Origin of the sequence: Allobosea sp. MMO-172 (assembly GCF_037147855.1) — a bacterium.
GTDB lineage: Bacteria > Pseudomonadota > Alphaproteobacteria > Rhizobiales > Beijerinckiaceae > Allobosea.
On record NZ_JBBCUM010000006.1, the window covers coordinates 139,650 to 156,920 of the forward strand.

Here is a 17,271-nt window from a genome sequence, read left to right on the forward strand (position 1 = left end):
ATGGGTGGACCGCCACGCATCCGACAGGACGAGGGGCGATCTAAGGCGCGACTGTCTCCGTCGTGCTTCGCCCGGTCAAGGGCCGGCGGTTGGAAGCCTTGTGCAAGGCTCGACTTCCCGGCAACCCTGCGGTTCGGGATCACGCGGACGAATCGGACAAGCCGGATGCTCGAACTGCAAGCGGGCGGCCTCGACGCCGTCATCCATCCCGAGATGGGCGGCATCGTCTCCTGCCTGAACTGGTGCGGGCCGGATGGGCGGCGCCATGACGTGCTTTACCCGCCTGCCGGGCGGCAGTCGGGCACGGCCTCGCCGAATTTCTTCGGGACCTGGGCGCTGCTGCCCTTCGCCAACCGCGCCTTCGGTTGCGTCGTCGACGATGGCGAACGGCGTTTCCTCGTGCCGCGGAACGATCCCGGCGGCGCCATTCACGGCTTCGGCTGGCAGGCGGCCTGGGAGGTGCTGGAGTATGACCGCGGTCATACCGTCCTCGAACACCGCCGAACCGACGGCCCGGATCCCTATCGCTACCGGGCGCGGCAGGAAGTCATCCTCGACGAAGCCGGTATGACCATCCGGATGGCGATCATCAACGAGGCGGAAACGGCACTACCGTTCGGCATGGGTCATCATCCCTGGTTTCCCTGTGCCGCCGACACGCGCCTCGTCATGCGCAGCACCGGCGCGCTGGTCTTCGGCGACGCCTTCCGCGCGACGGGCCAGCAGGCCTTCGCCGATGGCGGCCCCTATGCCCAAGTGCATCCTTTCCGCGCGGAGACCGTGACGGCCTGGAGCTTCCTTGGCTGGGACGGCACGGCCCGGATCGAGACGCCCTCGGCCGGCATCGCCATCACCCTGACCGCGAGCGACAATCTCGACTGCCCGGTGGTCTGGGCGCCGGCCGGCGCGGATTTTCTCTGCGTCGAGCCGCAGAGCCATGCCATCGGCGCACCGAGCGAACCGCCGGCGCGGGCGGCGGCACCGCTCCGGCGTCTGGCGCCGGGCGAGATGCTGGAAGGCTGGCTCAGGATCGTGCCTGAGGCGATCTAGCGCTTCGAGTCTGGTTGGTTACTCCCTGAGCCCTCATCCTGAGGAGCCATTCCCTCGGGAATGGCGTCTCGAAGGATGTTTCAGGAGGCTCCCTAACCCTCTGGACCATCCTTCGAGACGCCGCTGACGCGGCTCCTCAGGATGAGGGCTGAGTTTCAAAACGAGCTCTCAGCGCCAGCCGTAGCCGCTCGGATAGTAGGGCTGGTAGCCATACGCTCCGGCCGGCAGGGCGGGACGGAGCAGGATCTGGCCGCGCGCCGCTTCCCAGCCGCCGCCGCGACGCTGCTGGGCGACGCTCGTCGCCTGATGGCGCTGCTTGGCCTTGGCGAGGGTCTGCTTGGACGCGCCCGCCTTCGCGAGCTTGGCCTTCGACGGCGACGAGGCCTTGGCGAAGCGCGAGAGATTGTCGGGCGCGGCGCCGTGCAGCGCGATCTTGGTCTGGCCGGAGCCGTGCTTCTTCACCAGCGCGAAGAGCTTGGCGGCATTGGCCGGGTGCAGGCGGATGCAGCCATGCGAGGCCGGGCGGCCGAGCGCGCCGACCGCCGTGGTGCCATGGATCGCATAGCCGCCGCGGAAGAACACGGCATGGGGCATCGCGCCGCCATATTTGCGCGAATACCAGTTCTTCTCGAGTCGGGTCGGGCGGTAGACGCCGTTGGGCGAACGGAAGCCCTTGCGGCCTGACGAAATCTTCCAGTCGTAGACCTCGCCGTCGGTGGTGGTCACCGACATGCGCTGGGCGACGATATCGACCCTGACATCGACGCCGGCATGGGCGGCACCGGTGAAAGCCGACAGGATGAGGGCGGCCAGAATGCCGAGAACGCGACGCATCACACTCACTCCGAAAGACGCTACTGCTGGATGAGGCGTTATCGAGCTCTGACGGCTGCCGCCCTTGACTCTAGGAAAGCGCCGACGCCACCGGCTTGTAAAGCCGGAAGGCGGAACGTGGTTTCCGACGCTTCAGATCATCGGCAGGGAAGACGGCTTGCGGCCACGCGGGAAGGCCGAGTCGATCCGGGTGATCTCAGCTTCGGAAAGCGCGAGGTTCAACGCGCCCGCATTGTCCTCGACATGCGCGACACGGCCGGCCTTCGGGATCGCGAAGACGCTGTCGTGCCGCGTCAGGAAGGCAAGCGCGACCTGCCGGGGCGTCGCGCCATGGCTCGCCGCGATCTCGGCCAGGACTTGGCCTTGCGCGCTGCCAGCGGCCGGGAAATCGTCATGGCCGAAGGGGCTGTAGGCGACGACGGCAACGCCGTTCCGCTCGCACCACGGGATCACCGCATGCTCGATCGCGCGCTCGCGCAGATGGTAGAGCACCTGATTGCAGGCGATCTTGCCCTTGCCGGCGGCGGCGAGCGCCTCGTCGAGATCGTCCTCGTCGAAATTGCTGACGCCCCAGGACAGGATCTTGCCCTCCTGCTTCAGCGCTTCGAAAGCGGCGAAGGTCTCGGCAAGGGGATGCGGGCCGCGCCAGTGCAGCAGATAGCAATCGAGCCGGTCGGTCCTGAGCTGCTTGAGCGAGCGCTCGCAGGCGGCCTGAACGCCGCGCCGCGAGGCGTTATGCGGCAGCACCTTCGAGACGAGGAAGACCTCGTCGCGCCGGCCTTCGACGGCTTCGCCGATCAGCGCCTCGGCGCGGCCGTCGCCATACATCTCGGCGGTGTCGATATGCGTCAATCCGAGATCGAGCCCGCGCCGGAAGGCGGCGACCGCCTCGCGCCGGTCGCCCTGCTCGCTGTACCAGCTGCCCTGGCCGATCGAGGGGACGAGCGGGCCGGAAGCTCCGAAGCTGCGCTGCATCAGGCTCTCCTCAGTCGACCGCGATCTCGAAACGCTCGTAGCGGATCTCGCCATCATTGTAGCGGATACGCACGAGGAAGCTGTCAGCCCCGCGATAGCCGCGTTTCGACGTGTACTCGAAGGCGAGAGACGGCCCGACCTTGCCGTTGCAATGCTGGAACGGGCCCGGCCCGTATTCGGCCGCGGCCTTGCGCGTCGCCAGCCGGACCTTGCCGTGGCGTGGTGGCTCGGTCAGCACGCCTGACGGGCGCGGGATCGGCCGGCAGCGCTCATCCATCGTCATGAAGGTCTTCTGCAGGAAGGTCCGCTTGCCGGATGCGACCCGCTCCGTATTCTCGGCCTGTCCGGGCCCGGCTCCCTCGGTCGTCACGCAGCCGCCGAGCAGTCCGCAGAGCAAGGTCGCGCCGATGACGGTCAGTCCGGGAACGGGCATGGTTTGTCTCTCTACGTTTCGGCGGGAAATTCGGAACCTGTCGTGTCCCTGTAGAAGCACGTCGTCATCCCGGGCGACCAGAGGGAGACCCGGGATCCATTCCGGAGCGTTTCCGAGACAGGTTCAGGCATGGATCCCGGCTCTTCGCTACGCTCCGGCCGGGATGACCCGCGTTTGCTAGATGCGGTACGGCAGATGATCGTTGATCAGGTCGGCGGCGTGCCGTTATCCGAGAGCACCTCGCCCGCGAGATAGAGCGAGCCGCAGATCAGGATGCGCGGCGGCACGGGCCAGTCGCGCGCGGCGATCGTCCTGAGCGCCTGCTCGACCGAGCTGGCGACCTCGGCGACGAGCCCGGCGCTGCGGGCGGCCTCCGCGACCTCCTCGGCCGGGCGCGCGGCCAGCGAATTATGGATCGGCACGGCGTAGAGCACCTGCGCCAGCCCCTTGAAATGGCGCAGCGTCGCCGCCGCATCCTTGGTCGAGAGCAGGCCGGCGATCATCACCAGCGGCGCCGGGTTGCGGTCGTCGAGATCGGCCATCGCCTGGGCGAGGACGCGCCCGCCATCGGGATTGTGCCCGCCGTCGAGCCAGAGCTCGGCGCGTTCCGGCACGAGCTCGGCCAGCGCGCCGCGCGACAGGCGCTGCAACCGCGCCGGCCAGTCGGCCTGGCGCATGCCGTCCTCGAAGGCGCGGGTCGGCAGGGCGCCATAGCCGGCGGCTCGCAAGGCTGCGATGGCGGTGCCGGCATTGATATGCTGGTGCCGGCCCGACAGGCGCGGCAGCGGCAGGTCGAGCAAGCCGTCCTGATCCTCGTAGACCAGGCGTCCGCCGGCCTCGTGGACGTTGAAATCCTGCGCGCCGATCAGAATCTTGGAGGCGCCGGCGCGCTCGGCCGCGGCTTCCAGCACCGCGGTCGGCTCCGGTTCCTGCGGGGCGATCACGGCCGGGGCGCCGCGCTTGAAGATGCCGGCCTTCTCGCCGGCGATCTTGGTGACGGTGTCGCCGAGATATTCGGAATGGTCGAGCGAGACCGGCGTCACCACCGTGCAGGCCGGATGGGCGATGACATTGGTCGCGTCGAAGCGCCCGCCGAGCCCGACTTCCAGCAGCAGCACATCGGCCGGATGCTCGGAGAAGAGCAGCAGGCCCGCCGCCGTCGTCATCTCGAAGAAGGTGATGGGATCGCCGGCATTGATCGCCTCGCAGCGCTCCAGCGCCTCGACCAGCTTGTCCTCGCTGACGAAGCGCCCGCCGCCGGGCGCGCCCAGCCGGATACGCTCATGGAAGCGCACCAGATGCGGCGAGATATAGACATGGACCGAGAGGCCGGCCGCTTCGAGGATCGCCCGCATGAAGGCGATGGTCGAGCCCTTGCCGTTGGTGCCGGCGACATGGATCACCGGCGGCAGCTTCGTCTGGGGATCGCCGAGCCGCTCGAGCAGGGTCAGGATGCGGCCGAGCGAGAGGTCGATCAGCTTGGGATGCAGCGCCATGAAGCGCGCGAGCAAGGCGTCGGAAGACCCCATGGCGTGACGGCCCCCAGCCGTAAACTATCTCGGACCGCTCAGACCGCCTCGGCCACCGGGCGCGCGGGCTCTGCCGCCTCGTCCTTCACGGTCGGCTGCTTCGTCAGCAGGCGGCCGAGCCGGGCGAGCGTCTCCGGCAGGTCGCGGCGATGCACGACCATGTCGACCATGCCGTGATCCTTCAGGTATTCGGAGCGCTGGAAGCCGTCCGGCAGCTTCTCGCGGATCGTCTGCTCGATCACGCGCGGGCCGGCGAAGCCGATCAGCGCGCCGGGCTCGGCGATATGGATGTCGCCCAGCATGGCATAGGAGGCCGTGACGCCGCCGGTGGTCGGATTGGTCAGCACCACGAAATAGGGCAGGCCGGCAGCGCGCAGGCGGCGCACCGCGACGGTCGTGCGCGGCAGCTGCATCAGCGAGAGGATGCCTTCCTGCATGCGCGCGCCGCCGGACGCGGCGAAGACGACATAGGGCGTCTTCTTGTCGAGCGCGGTTTCGGCGCCCTTCACGAAGGCTTCGCCGGCCGCCATGCCGAGCGAGCCGCCCATGAAGTGGAAATCCTGCACGGCCAGCGTCATCGGCAGGCCCTTGACCCGGCCATAGCCGATCTTGAAGGCGTCCTGCATGCCGGTCTTGGCGCGGGCATCCTTCAGCCGGTCGACATAGCGCTTCTCGTCGCGGAATTTCAGCGGATCGACCGAGACTTCAGGCAGCGCGACGTCGAGCCACTTGCCGTCGTCGAAGGTCAGACGCAGGCGCTCCGGCGCGGTGACGCGCATATGGTGCTCGGAGCCGGGGATGACGTAGCCGTTGGCCTCGACATCCTTGTGGAACACCATCTGCCCGGAATCGGGGCACTTGATCCAGAGGTTCTCGGGGCTCTCGCGCTTGAACAGCGTCTTGATGCGCGGCCGGACGACTTCGGAAATCCAGTTCATCGGATGAATCCCTGATGGGCTTGTCAGCGCTTGCGCGCCGTCACGCCGAAAATGGGGTCGCGCCTGCCGGCGGGCAAGCGACGCGACCATGAACGAAACCTTGGGCTCAGGCCGCCTTGGCGACGGAGCGGATGCCCTTGGCGAGCTCGCTGACCAGCGAGGTGACAGCCGAAACCGTCTTTTCCGTGGCTTTGCCCTGATCGTCGAGCGAAAGGCGGACGCGCTCGACCAGCGCCGAGCCGACGACGACGCCGTCCGCCCGCTTGGCGATGGTGGCGGCATCCTCGGCGGTCTTGACGCCGAAGCCGACCGCGACCGGCAGGTCGGTATGGCGCTTGATCCGCGCGACGGCATCGCCGACCGCGCCGTAATCGGCGATGGCGCCGCCGGTCACGCCGGTGACCGAGACGTAATAGACGAAGCCGGAGGTGTTCTGCAGCACCTTGGGCAGGCGTTTGTCGTCCGTCGTCGGCGTCGCCAGGCGGATGAAGGAGACACCGGCCTTCAGCGCCGGCAGGCAGAGTTCCTCGTCCTCTTCCGGCGGCAGGTCGACGACGATCAGCCCGTCGATGCCGACGCGGCGGGCATCGGTCAGGAAGGCTTCGACGCCATAGGCCCAGATCGGGTTGTAATAGCCCATCAGCACGATCGGCGTGTCATGGCCGGCCTTGCGGAAGCTCTCGACCATGGCGAGCGTCTTGCGCAGCGTCTGGCCGGCCTTGAGTGCGCGCTGTCCGGCAAGCTGGACCGGCACGCCGTCCGCCATCGGGTCGGTGAAGGGCACGCCGAGCTCGATCACGTCCGCGCCGGCTCCCGGCAGGGCCGCGAGGATCGCGCTGGAGGTCTCGAAATCCGGGTCGCCGGCGGTGACGAAGGTCACGAGCGCTGCCCGGCCCTCGCGGGCGCAGGCCTGGAAACGGTTCTGGATGCGGGTCTGGCCGGTCTCAGTCATGCCGCAGCGGTTAGCATGACGCGCGCCGGCTGGCGAGTGGCTTGCGTGCGGCACGCGCCTGCGCCACATCGGCCGGGCATGCGCGCCTTCGACACGCCCCTTCCGATCGACGTTGTTCTCAACGATCTCGCCGCCGCCCTGCAGGCGCGGCCGAACGCCGTTCTGGTCGCCCCGCCCGGCGCCGGCAAGACCACGCGCGTGCCGCTCGCCCTGCTCGACGAGCCCTGGACGAAGGGGGGCAAGCTGATCGTGCTGGAGCCGCGCCGCCTGGCGGCGCGCGGCGCGGCGAACCGGATGGCGCAGACCTTGGGCGAGCGCGTCGGCGAGACCGTTGGCCTGCGTGTGCGTCTCGGTTCGAAGATCGGCCCGAAGACGCGCATCGAGGTCGTGACCGAAGGCGTCTTCGCCCGGATGATCCTCGACGATCCCGCGCTGGACGGCATCGCCGCCGTGCTGTTCGACGAATTCCACGAGCGTTCGCTCGATGCCGATTTCGGGTTGGCACTGGCGCTCGATGCGCAGGGCGGACTGCGCGAGGACCTGCGCATCCTCGTGATGTCCGCGACGCTGGATGGCGCCCGCGTCGCAAAGCTGCTCGGCGATGCCCCGGTGATCGAGAGCGAGGGCCGCGCCTATCCGATCGAGACGCGCTATCGCAGCCGCGACCCGCTGAAGCGCATCGAGGATCAGGTCACCGAGACGGTTCTGCTCGCGCTCAACGAGCAGCCGGGCTCGCAGCTCGTCTTCCTGCCCGGCCAGGGCGAAATCCGCCGCGTCGAGGAGCGTTTGCGCGAGAGATTGCGCGATCCCGCCGTCGAGATCGCGCCGCTCTATGGCGCGCTCGACCAGCGCGAGCAGGATCGCGCCGTGCTGCCGGCGCCGGCGGGCAGGCGCAAGGTCGTGCTGGCCACCGCCATCGCCGAGACCTCGCTGACCATCGAAGGCGTGCGCGTCGTCATCGATTCCGGCCTCGCTCGCGTGCCGGTCTACGAGCCTGATATCGGCGTGACCCGGCTGGAGACCCGCCGTGTCAGCCGTGCGGCCGCCGACCAGCGCCGGGGCCGCGCCGGCCGCACCGAGCCGGGTGTCTGCTACCGGCTCTGGGAGGAGGCCGCGACCGGCGCGCTCGAAGCCTTCGCAAGGCCGGAAATCCTCTCGGCCGATCTCAGTCCGCTCCTGCTCGATTGTGCCGCCTGGGGCGTGGGCGATCCGACGACGCTGTCCTTCCTCGACCCGCCGCCCGCGCCTGCGCTCAAGGAAGCCCGCGCGCTCCTGAGCAATGTCGGTGCGCTCGATGGCGATGGCCGGATCACGCCCGATGGTCGCGCCCTGCAGGCGCTGCCTCTGCCGCCGCGCCTTGCCCGCATGATCGTGGCGGCCGCGCGCTTCGGGCAGGCGGAAGCAGCCGCCGATCTCACTGCCGTGCTGGTCGAGCGCGGCCTCGGCGGCGATGCCATCGATCTGGCTGAGCGGCTGGAGCGCTTCAACCGTGAGCGCGGCGGCCGGGCCGGTGACATGCGCCGCCTCGCCGAAGGTTGGGCGCGCACCGCCGAGCGTAGCCTCGGCAAGGGGCAGGTTTCAGCCAGCGAGGCCCTTTCGGCAGGCCTCCTGCTCGCCTTCGCCTATCCGGACCGCGTCGCCAGGGCGCGTGCGCCGGGCTCCGGCCAGTATCTCCTTGCCAACGGGCGCGGCGGCGCGCTGGAGCCGTCGCAGCGTCTGGCGCGCGAGCCCTATATCGTCGTGGCCGAGATGACCGGTGCCGCCCAGCAGGCCCGCATCATGGCCGCCGCCGCGATCAACGAAGCGGAGATCGCGACGCTCGTCTCCCATGGCCTTGCGCCCTTCGCCATCACGGAGCGCGAGGAAGCGAGTTTCGACCGCACGGCGCGCGCCCTGCGTGTCCGGGCCGTGCGCCGCTATGGCGCGCTGTCGTTGTCGGAACGGCCATTATCCGTTGCCGATAGCCCGGAGAATGCCGAGGCGCTGGCCAAGGGCATCGCGGCGCTCGGCATCAATCTCCTGCCCTGGACCAAGGGGCAGAACCAGTTGCGCGAGCGCGCCGCCTTCCTGCGCAAGGCCGAGCCCGAGGCCGGCTGGCCCGATCTATCGGACGAAGGGCTGGCGCAGGAGCCGGAACTCTGGCTGGCGCCGCATCTTCTCGGCCGCGCCTCGCTCGCCGCGATTCAAGCGTCCGATCTCGATTCGGCGCTGGCAGGGCTGCTGCCCTGGGAGTTGAAGCGGCGGCTCGACCAGGAGGCGCCGACCCATTTCACCGCTCCGACCGGCTCCTCGCTCGCGGTCGACTACGCCGCCGAGGCCGGCCCGACCATCTCCGTGCGGGTGCAGGAACTCTATGGCCTCGCGACGCATCCGGCGCTGGCAGGGGGACGTGTGCCGCTCGTGCTGGAACTGCTCTCCCCGGCGCATCGGCCGATCCAGGTGACGCGCGACCTGCCGGGCTTCTGGCGGGGATCATGGGCGGCGGTGAAATCCGAGATGAAGGGCCGCTATCCCCGCCATCTCTGGCCGGACGATCCCGCTGCCGCCCTGCCGACGACGCGGGCGAAGCCGAGGGGGACGTAAGGCTTTACGACTCCCTCTCCGTCATCCCGGACAAGCCGCGTCAGCGGCGCCGATCCGGGATCCATTCCGGAACAGTTCAGGCATGGATCCCGGGTCTGCGCTTCGCTTGCCCGGGATGACGACGAGGTCGCAGAAAAGCCCTCAATTCCCCATCCGGTCGCGCCATTGCCGCTCGCCGGCGAGGCAGGTCGCGATATTGCCGGACTGCGCCTTGTGGAAGGTCGCGTCGGCGGGCGCCTCGGCGATCTCGCGCAGCAGCTTCGTCTTGGTCGCCTCGACGAACTGGTGCTTCTCGCGGATCGGGATGACGAAGGCGCCGATGCCGGTGATGACGCAATCGGTGTAGTAGGTGTCGAGATTGTCGATGTCGAAGTAGCCGGCCTGTTTCAGCATCACCGGCAGGCCGTTGATGGCGATGCCCTTGGCGCCGGCCTCGTCGCGGGCGGCGGTGACCGGGCGCCCGTCATTGTTGGCGCCGTCGCCGGAGATGTCGATCACGCGACGCATCGCGCTCACATTCGACTGCTCCAGCAACTGCACCCCGAGATCGATCGCGCCCGAGATCGAGGTGCGCCGGCCGCGTCGCGTCGGCGCCTCGCCCAATTCCTCGGCGAAGGCCATGGCCGCAGCCGGGCCGTCGATCACCTTCCAGGGCCGGACGATGTACTGGAAATTGCCGCCGGCCCATTCGAAATAGGTCACGGCGATCTTGCCGATCGCGCCCTTGTTGATGGCGTCGTGCAGCTGTTTCGAGCGGAAGGCCTCGATATAGCCGTTGCGCTGCAGGGCGAGCTCGTCGAGATCCATCGAATAGGAGACGTCGACCGCGAGCACGAGCGCGACATCGACCTCCTCGGGCGGAGCCGCCGTCTGGGCTCTGGGCAGGGCGGGCTGCCAGAGCGCCGCCGCTGCCAGACATGAGAGACCGTACAGCCAACGCCGCATCGCCACCTCCGTCGCCGATTTGCGAGAAGAAGTGTGCGCCCGGCCGGGACGCGCGCCAAGCCGGAAAATCCGGCTAAGGGCGCCTGTTTCGATAGCAAATTCGCGAGCGGGAACCTTAGGCCGCGCGGCGGCCCTCGACGATGCCGATCGCGGCGGCAGCCGCCTCCTCGACGGTGAGCGCCGAAGTGTCGAGCACGACCGCATCCTCCGCCGCCTTGAGCGGTGCGTCGCTGCGGCCGGAATCGCGGGCATCGCGCCGGCGGATATCGGCGAGGATGCCCTCGAAGGTGACGGTCTCGCCGCGTCCGACAAGCTCCTTGTGGCGCCGTGCGGCCCGCACTTCCGGCGTCGCGGTGACGAAGAGCTTGGCCGGTGCCTCCGGGCAGATCACCGTGCCGATATCGCGCCCGTCGAGCACGGCCCCACCGGCTTGCGCCGCGAAGCGCCTTTGCCGGGTCAGCAGGCCGGCGCGCACGGCCGGCATGGCCGCGACCACGGAAGCGGCCTCGCCGATCTCGCGGCCGCGCAGCCGCTCCTCGGGGAAGGCTGTCTCGTCGAAGCTGCCGACGATCGCTTCGGCCGCCACGGCGTCATGGATGTCGTGGCCGGCATCGAGCATCGCGCGCGCCACCATCCGGTAGAGCAGGCCGGTATCGAGATAGGGCAGGCCGTAATGCGCGGCGAGCCGGCGCGCCAGCGTGCCCTTGCCGGAAGCGGCGGGGCCGTCGACGGCGATGACGAGGCGGCCGGCCCGAGCCGCGCTCATCCGATCTGGCCTCCGAGGCCGTTCATCAGCGAGACGAAGCTCGGGAAGCTCGTCGCGATCATCAACCCGTCATCGACCACGACGGGATTCTGGGTGGCCAGCCCCATGACGAGGAAGCTCATCGCGATGCGGTGGTCGAGATGGGTCGCGATCGGCCCGCCGCCGCGAACGGCTGCGCCACCCGAACCCTCGACGATCAGGTCGTCGCCCTCGATCCGGCAGGTCACGCCGGCGGCCTTCAGTCCGGCCTCGACCGCCGCGAGACGGTCGGATTCCTTGACGCGGAGCTCTTGCAGGCCGCGCATCCGCGTCGTGCCCGTCGCGAAGGAAGCCGCCACCGCCAGCACCGGGTATTCGTCGATCATCGCCGGCGCCCACTCCGGCGGCACCGTCACGCCCTTCAGGCTGGAGGCGCGTACGCGCAGGTCGCAGACCGTCTCGCCGCCCTCGTTGGCCTCGCGCTCGACGGTGATGTCGGCGCCCATCTCGCGCAGCGTGGTCAGCAGCCCCGAGCGCAGCGGATTGGTCATCACGCTCTCGATCAGGATGTCCGAGCCCGGCACGATCAGCCCCGCCACCAGCGGGAAGGCGGCCGAGGACGGGTCCGCCGGCACGACGATCGGCGCTGCCTTCAATTCCGGCTGGCCCTTCAGCACGATGCGCCGGCCATGGGCGCCCTCTTGCGTCACGGTGATCTCGGCGCCGAAATGCGCGAGCATCTTCTCGGTATGGTCGCGGGTCGCTTCCGCCTCGATCACGGTGGTCTCGCCCGGCGCAGCGAGCGCGGCCAGCAGAACGGCCGACTTGATCTGCGCCGAGGCGACCGGCGGGCTGTAGGTGATCGGGATCGCCTCCTTCGGGCCGCGCAGGGTCAATGGCACGCGGCCGCCCTCCTGCTGCGAGACGACGACCGTGCCCATCTGCTCGAGCGGGTCGAGGATGCGCCGCATCGGCCGCTTGCGCAGCGAGGCGTCGCCGTCGAAGGTCGTGGTGATCGGGTGCGAGCCGCAGACGCCCATCATCAGGCGCGAGCCGGTGCCGGCATTGCCGAAATCCAGCACGCCGGCCGGTTCGCGCAAGCCCCCGACGCCGACGCCCTGCACGCGCCAGGCGCCGGGCCCGTCATGATGGACGATGGCGCCGAGAGCCCGCGCCGCCGCGGCGGTGCGCATCACGTCCTCGCCTTCGAGCAGGCCGGTGACCTTGGTCTCGCCGATCGCCAGGAGGCCGAAGATCATCGCCCGGTGCGAGATCGACTTGTCGCCGGGAACGCGGACGCGGCCCTTGAGCGGGCCCCCGCGACGGGCGGTGACGGGAACGGGTTCATGGTCGTGGGACACGAGGCGTGGTCTCTGCGGGCTGGCCGAAAGGAATGCAGGAAGGGCCGTAGCATGCCCGCGCGCGATGCGCCAAGGCGAGCGCGTGGTGGCGCGCCGAATCGACGCTCCCGGCCTCCTCAGGGCGGCTTTGCGCAAATCAACATTTGACAGCGCGGCTTACCCCGACTAACGGACGCGCCTGCTTTTCAAAACATGATAGTTGAAGGTCCGACGCAGTGGCGAAACCGGAACTCGGAACGAAGCGCGTTTGCCCGGTCACGGGCCGCAAATTCTATGACCTGAACAAGGACCCGATCGTCTCGCCCTATACGGGCCAGGCTTATCCGCGGGCGATGTTCGAGCCGCAGGCCAAGGCCGCGGCGGCTGCCAAGCCGGAAGCTGACGAGGAAGACGAGACCGAGGCCGCCGATGGCGCCGTCGAGCTCGTCTCGCTCGACGAGGCCGATGCCGAGGCTTCGGAGAAGGAAGCCGTCGTCACCAGCGAGGACGATATCGAGGTCGAGGATGTCGGCGGCGATGACGAAGACGACACCTTCCTCGAAGAGGATGAGGAAGGCGACGACGACGTCTCCGACCTGATCGATGGCGACATCGAAGGCGACGAGGACAACTGATCCACAGCCTCGAAAAAAGATGACGACACGGCGACATTAAGCGCTTGTGTCTTCCGTCCGAGCCGCCTATAGAGCGCTTCGTCGCCGGCAGGGCGGCCCGGACGGAACCGCCGAGGCGGTACCAAATTCCGGTTGATGATCGATCCCCAAGTCGGTCGTCTCGCGTGGGGCCATAGCTCAGTTGGGAGAGCGCTTGAATGGCATTCAAGAGGTCGGCGGTTCGATTCCGCCTGGCTCCACCAAATTTCTCCGAGAGCACTGAACAGGCTGGTGTCTCGGATCACGCTTCGGCGCTGTCCTGATATTCCGAACGCTTCCGGTCGATCTGAAACCTGACGGGATCGCTCTTCGCCGAACCCCGCGAGGTTTCGGGCGGTCTTTCCCAAGGCGGAACCCGGCGGGCGCTCTTCGCTCTGGCGTCATTCCCTCTGGCGCTTCCGTCTGGCTCCGCGGGAAGCCGCGAATCACCCGGCAGCTTGCCGCGCAGGCACTCGCGAATCGCGGCGTGAAAGCCGCCCCGTTGCACGCTCCGTAGAAGGAAGCAGGAATGGCCAAGCGTACGAAATCCAAGGCGCTGGATAGCGAGTTCACCATGTTCGACGTCGTCTATGAGGACGGGTCGAGGACCTCGAACCGGCGCGTTCCGACGTCGTTGCTCGGCGGCCTGGATGGCGATGAGCCCGCCCGGACGGCGATCATGGAACAGGATCAGGTCATCTCGGAGCGGTCGGGCAAGCCGCCCCTGGCGATTGCGACGCTCGTGCGCTCGTCCAAGTCGGCCGCCGAGCCGGACCAGCGCAAGGACGACCGCAAGAAGCGCTCGGCATAAGGCCGGCATCGACGGGGCTTGTCTTTCCTGAGGCGATGAGCGAGCACGCGGCGATGCCGCGCCGCTTGCAGGCGCGATTTGGAGAGCGGTTGGCCTGATGTCGGACCTGCAGAATATCCTGCGCGAGCCGCGCTACGACCTCGTCAAGGCGCCGACGCCGCTGCAGCGCCTCTCCGGCTTCGAGCGCAAGCTCGGCCGTCCCGGCCTCTTCATGAAGCGCGACGACCTGATGGAGATCGGGCTCGGCGGCAACAAGCTGCGCAGCCTCGAATTCTGGCTCGGTGCCGCGCTCCGGGAGCGGGCCGACATCGTCCTCGTCGCCGGCGGAGCGACGTCCAATCTCTGCCGCCTCACCGCCGCTGCCGCAGCGATAGCGGGCCTGGATTGCGTGATCATCCACAATGCCGAGGACAGCCCGGCGAATCGCGAGCGTTCCTTCCTGAACCGGCTGTTCGGCGCGGAAACGCGTTTCATCGGCGTGGTCGGCGAAGACGAGCGCGGAGCGGCGGTGAAGGCTGCTGCCGCGGAGCTGAAGCGACAGGGGCGGGCCCCCTATATCGTCGGCGATGCCGTGCTCGGCGCGCTCGGCTATGTCCTCGCCGCTTTCGAATTGCATGAGCAGTCGCAGAGCGAGCAGGCACCGCTGCGCCATGTCTTCCTCGCGGGATCGATGGGGCCGACCGAGGCCGGCTTCATCTTCGGCAATGCCATGCTCGGCCAGCCCTTCCAGGTCCATCAGGTCAGCGTCGAATACGGGCAGGCCGAGCTGGAGGCCCGCATCCGCCGGATCTACGAGGGTATCAGCGAGCGGACGGGGATCCGGGTCGACCGGCTCGATCAGGCGCCGCTGCACTATCACATGGCCCATCTTGGCGGCGGCTGGGGTGTCCCGACACCGGAATCGGAGGCGGCCATCGTCGCCTTCGCCCGCACCGAGGGCATCCTGGTCGAGCATGTCTATACGGCGAAGACCTGCGCCGGCTTTCTCGATCTGGTTGCGAATGGGGCGATTCCGCCGGGCGAGCCGGCCTGCATCCTTCATACCGGCGGGACGGCATCGCTGTTCTCGCAGCGCGAGCAGTTTCTCACGGTGAACTGAGAGCCTCAGTTCCGGCTGCGGTCAGAAGCGCGAGCGCGGCCGGTAGGGCTGGGCCAGGTCGCGGGCATTGTTGAGGGCGAGGGCCAGCTCGGTGATGTGCAGCGCGAGCGCCCCCGAGAAGCGCGGCGCCTCGCCGCGCCGGATCGCCTCGGCCTGATCCACGGCGCCGCGCATGAAATCGATCTGCGAGGGAAAGCCGGGCAGGGCCTTGCTCATCGGCTGGGCTGGATAGGCCAGCTTGCGCCCCGGCGTCGGCTTCCACGGCAGGGCGCGCCCGAGCTTGGCTTCCGCCCGCGTCAGGAGCCGCCCGAGCAGAGGGCGCGGCGCATCGGCCTCCTCGACATGGACGACCGAGCGATTGTCCCAGAGATCGCGCACCGTCAGCGAGCCCTTCTCGGCGAAGACCTGCAACGAACGGTCGCGCGGCGCGGCGAGCCCGCTGGTCAGCCTTGCGACGACGCCGGAGTGGAAGGTCAGGCAGCCCACCGAGAAATCCGGCGCCATCGTGATGTGCCCGGTACCCGGCCCCTTGTCGGGGAAGGTCACGGCCGAGAAGGCGGTCAGGCTCTCGACCGGGCCGAACAGCGTGACCAGCCAGGACAGCGCGTAGCCGGCATGTTCCAGCGTGCAGCCGATCTCGAACTCGTGCAGTCCAGGCCAGGGCGCGCCCGAGCGTGAGCGCCAGCTGGCCCATTTGTCGCGGAAGACAGGGCCGTCCTCCATCGTGGCATAGACCAGCCGCGGCGCACCGATCCGCCCGGAGCGCAAGGCCTCCTCGACGAGGCGATGCGTGTCGCTGAGCCCGTTGGCGGGGGCGGTCGCCAGCGTCAAACCGGCGGCCTCGGCCTGCGCGATGAGAGCCTCGGCCTGCGCCAGCTCCATCGCCAGCGGCTTCTCGCAATAGACGTGCTTGCCGGCGGCGAGCGCGCGGCTGGTGATCTCGTAATGGCTCTCGGGCGTCGTCAGGTTGACGACGATCTGCACGGCCGGATCGGCCAGCAGGGCGTCGAGATCGGGATAGGCGGGGACAGTGTGGAAGGCGCGGAAGGCGTCGAGCCGCGCCGCGTCGCGATCCCAGACGCCCGCGAGAGCGAGCGCCGGATGGTTCGCCAGCGTCGTCATGTAGTAGTCGGCGACGAACCCCGTGCCGACGAGCGCGATCTTCATGGCCGGATCGCCCCCTGGAACCTGATCTCAGGCATCGACAATAGGAGGCGGGTCATCCCGGGAGACCGAAGGGAGACCCGGGATCCATGCCGGAACCTGGTTCGGGAAGGCTCAGGCATGGGTCCCGGATCTCCGCTGCGCTCCGTCCGGGATGACCCGGTTTATCTGACGACGGTCTATCGCATCGAAGAATGAAGATCGGCTTTCGCGAAAGCGCGACTTACGCCGCGCCGATCGCGTTGGACGGCGTCTGCCGGTCGGTGATCTGCTGGCCGAACAGGCTGCCGGCGAGCTCGACCGCGAGGCGGGCGGTCTGGCCGCGATCGTCGAGGAACGGGTTGAGCTCGACGATATCCATCGAACGCACCAGCCCGGAATCGTGCAGGAGCTCCATCACGAGATGCGCCTCGCGATAGGTCGCGCCACCCGGCACGGTGGTGCCGACGCCCGGCGCCAGCGGCGGGTCAAGGAAATCGACGTCGAAGGAGACATGCAGCACGCCGTTCGCCGCGCGCACCTTCTCGATGACCTGGCGGATCAGGACGCCGACGCCGTGCTCGTCGATGGCGCGCATGTCGGCGATATCGACGCCGCGCGCCTTCACCGCCGCCTTCTCGAGCGGGTCGATCGAGCGGATGCCGAACAGGCTGAGCTGCTCGTACGGGATCGACGCACGCGGCTCCGAGCCGAGCAGGTCGTCGAGCCCGGCCTCGCCGCAGAGGAAGGCCGAGGACATGCCGTGCATGTTCCCGGAAGGCGAGATCGCCGGCATGTTGAAATCGGCATGGGCATCAAGCCAGAGCACGAAGAGCTTGCGGCCCTGCTCCTGCCAGTGGCGGGCGACGCCGTTGACCGAGCCCATCGACAGGCTGTGGTCGCCGCCGAGGAAGATCGGCGTGTCGCCGGAGCGGGCGATCTCGTAGGCGCGGGCGCTGAGTGCGCGCATCCAGGCGGCGATCTCGTTGTAGAAGCGGGCATTGGCCGGGGCGGGGCCGTCGACAGGGGTGAGGTCGCGCGGCAGGATGTCGCCATGGTCGCTGACCGTGTAGCCGAGGCTTTCCAGCACGCTGACGAGGCCGGCGGTGCGCAGGCCGGCCGGACCCATCAGCGCGCCGCGGCGCGAGGCGCCGACCTCGATGGGCGCACCGAGCAGGGCGATGCGGCCCTGGGAAGCGGGAGCGTTGGCTGAAGAGGCGGTCATTCCAGTGGTCCGTCTA

Annotated in this window: 16 protein-coding genes and 1 tRNA gene; 6 read left to right on the top strand and 11 right to left on the bottom strand. The window is 68.8% G+C overall.

Going from position 1 to position 17,271, the window contains the following annotated elements; genetic code table 11:
- The first annotated feature begins 165 nt into the window (after positions 1–165).
- Entirely contained in the window at positions 166–1,050 is an 885-nt protein-coding gene (locus tag WFK61_RS11415; RefSeq protein WP_336811693.1) for an aldose epimerase family protein, read from the top strand.
- A 168-nt stretch (positions 1,051–1,218) separates the two neighbouring features.
- Here WFK61_RS11415 and WFK61_RS11420 read toward each other — a convergent pair whose 3' ends face one another.
- From WFK61_RS11420 to trpA, 6 genes are all read right to left on the bottom strand, one after another.
- Positions 1,219–1,884 carry a L,D-transpeptidase gene (locus WFK61_RS11420; protein WP_336811695.1) on the bottom strand — a complete coding sequence of 222 codons (666 nt, stop codon included), beginning with the start codon at positions 1,882–1,884 and terminating at the stop codon, positions 1,219–1,221.
- Between the two features lie 132 nt (positions 1,885–2,016).
- Positions 2,017–2,859 (bottom strand): aldo/keto reductase, encoded by an 843-nt coding sequence (locus WFK61_RS11425; protein WP_336811697.1) that lies wholly within the window; start codon positions 2,857–2,859, stop codon positions 2,017–2,019.
- A 10-nt stretch (positions 2,860–2,869) separates the two neighbouring features.
- Entirely contained in the window at positions 2,870–3,292 is a 423-nt protein-coding gene (locus WFK61_RS11430) for a hypothetical protein (protein ID WP_336811699.1), read from the bottom strand.
- A gap of 206 nt (positions 3,293–3,498) precedes the next feature.
- On the bottom strand, positions 3,499–4,821 hold the full coding sequence (locus WFK61_RS11435) for a bifunctional folylpolyglutamate synthase/dihydrofolate synthase (protein WP_336811700.1): 1,323 nt from the start codon (positions 4,819–4,821) through the stop codon (positions 3,499–3,501).
- Positions 4,822–4,859: 38 nt separating this feature from the next.
- Positions 4,860–5,759: an acetyl-CoA carboxylase, carboxyltransferase subunit beta gene (accD, locus tag WFK61_RS11440; protein ID WP_336811702.1), complete on the bottom strand. Its 900-nt coding sequence runs from the start codon at positions 5,757–5,759 to the stop codon at positions 4,860–4,862.
- 106 nt (positions 5,760–5,865) lie between these two features.
- Positions 5,866–6,711: a tryptophan synthase subunit alpha gene (trpA, locus tag WFK61_RS11445; protein ID WP_336811703.1), complete on the bottom strand. Its 846-nt coding sequence runs from the start codon at positions 6,709–6,711 to the stop codon at positions 5,866–5,868.
- Positions 6,712–6,789: 78 nt separating this feature from the next.
- On the opposite strand from trpA, the gene hrpB reads away from it, so the two are divergent.
- Positions 6,790–9,294: an ATP-dependent helicase HrpB gene (gene hrpB, locus WFK61_RS11450; protein WP_336811705.1), complete on the top strand. Its 2,505-nt coding sequence runs from the start codon at positions 6,790–6,792 to the stop codon at positions 9,292–9,294.
- 141 nt (positions 9,295–9,435) lie between these two features.
- Here hrpB and WFK61_RS11455 read toward each other — a convergent pair whose 3' ends face one another.
- The 3 genes from WFK61_RS11455 to aroA all read right to left on the bottom strand — a co-directional run bounded on the left by WFK61_RS11455 (position 9,436) and on the right by aroA (position 12,345).
- Entirely contained in the window at positions 9,436–10,239 is an 804-nt protein-coding gene (locus WFK61_RS11455) for a DUF1194 domain-containing protein (RefSeq protein ID WP_336811707.1), read from the bottom strand.
- Between the two features lie 115 nt (positions 10,240–10,354).
- The gene (gene cmk, locus WFK61_RS11460; RefSeq protein WP_336811709.1) at positions 10,355–11,005 is read right to left on the bottom strand and encodes a (d)CMP kinase; all 651 of its coding nucleotides are present in this window, start codon (positions 11,003–11,005) and stop codon (positions 10,355–10,357) included.
- Positions 11,002–12,345: a 3-phosphoshikimate 1-carboxyvinyltransferase gene (gene aroA, locus WFK61_RS11465; protein ID WP_336811710.1), complete on the bottom strand. Its 1,344-nt coding sequence runs from the start codon at positions 12,343–12,345 to the stop codon at positions 11,002–11,004. Before aroA ends, cmk begins: the two co-directional genes overlap by 4 nt.
- Before the next feature lie 215 nt (positions 12,346–12,560).
- Here aroA and WFK61_RS11470 point away from each other — a divergent pair, with 215 nt between their 5' ends.
- The 4 genes from WFK61_RS11470 (at position 12,561) to WFK61_RS11485 (ending at position 14,887) form a co-directional block, all read left to right on the top strand.
- Positions 12,561–12,959 (top strand): TIGR02300 family protein, encoded by a 399-nt coding sequence (locus WFK61_RS11470; RefSeq protein WP_047577354.1) that lies wholly within the window; start codon positions 12,561–12,563, stop codon positions 12,957–12,959.
- A 166-nt stretch (positions 12,960–13,125) separates the two neighbouring features.
- Positions 13,126–13,201, top strand: a tRNA-Ala gene (locus WFK61_RS11475).
- 305 nt (positions 13,202–13,506) lie between these two features.
- Positions 13,507–13,788, top strand: coding sequence for a hypothetical protein (locus WFK61_RS11480; RefSeq protein ID WP_257734357.1), 282 nt, complete (start codon positions 13,507–13,509; stop codon positions 13,786–13,788).
- Positions 13,789–13,885: 97 nt separating this feature from the next.
- Positions 13,886–14,887 (top strand): pyridoxal-phosphate dependent enzyme, encoded by a 1,002-nt coding sequence (locus WFK61_RS11485; protein ID WP_336811716.1) that lies wholly within the window; start codon positions 13,886–13,888, stop codon positions 14,885–14,887.
- A gap of 21 nt (positions 14,888–14,908) precedes the next feature.
- Here WFK61_RS11485 and WFK61_RS11490 read toward each other — a convergent pair whose 3' ends face one another.
- The gene (locus WFK61_RS11490; RefSeq protein ID WP_336811718.1) at positions 14,909–16,054 is read right to left on the bottom strand and encodes a Gfo/Idh/MocA family protein; all 1,146 of its coding nucleotides are present in this window, start codon (positions 16,052–16,054) and stop codon (positions 14,909–14,911) included.
- A gap of 220 nt (positions 16,055–16,274) precedes the next feature.
- Positions 16,275–17,255 (bottom strand): arginase, encoded by a 981-nt coding sequence (gene rocF, locus WFK61_RS11495; RefSeq protein WP_336811720.1) that lies wholly within the window; start codon positions 17,253–17,255, stop codon positions 16,275–16,277.
- Positions 17,256–17,271 lie beyond the last annotated feature (16 nt).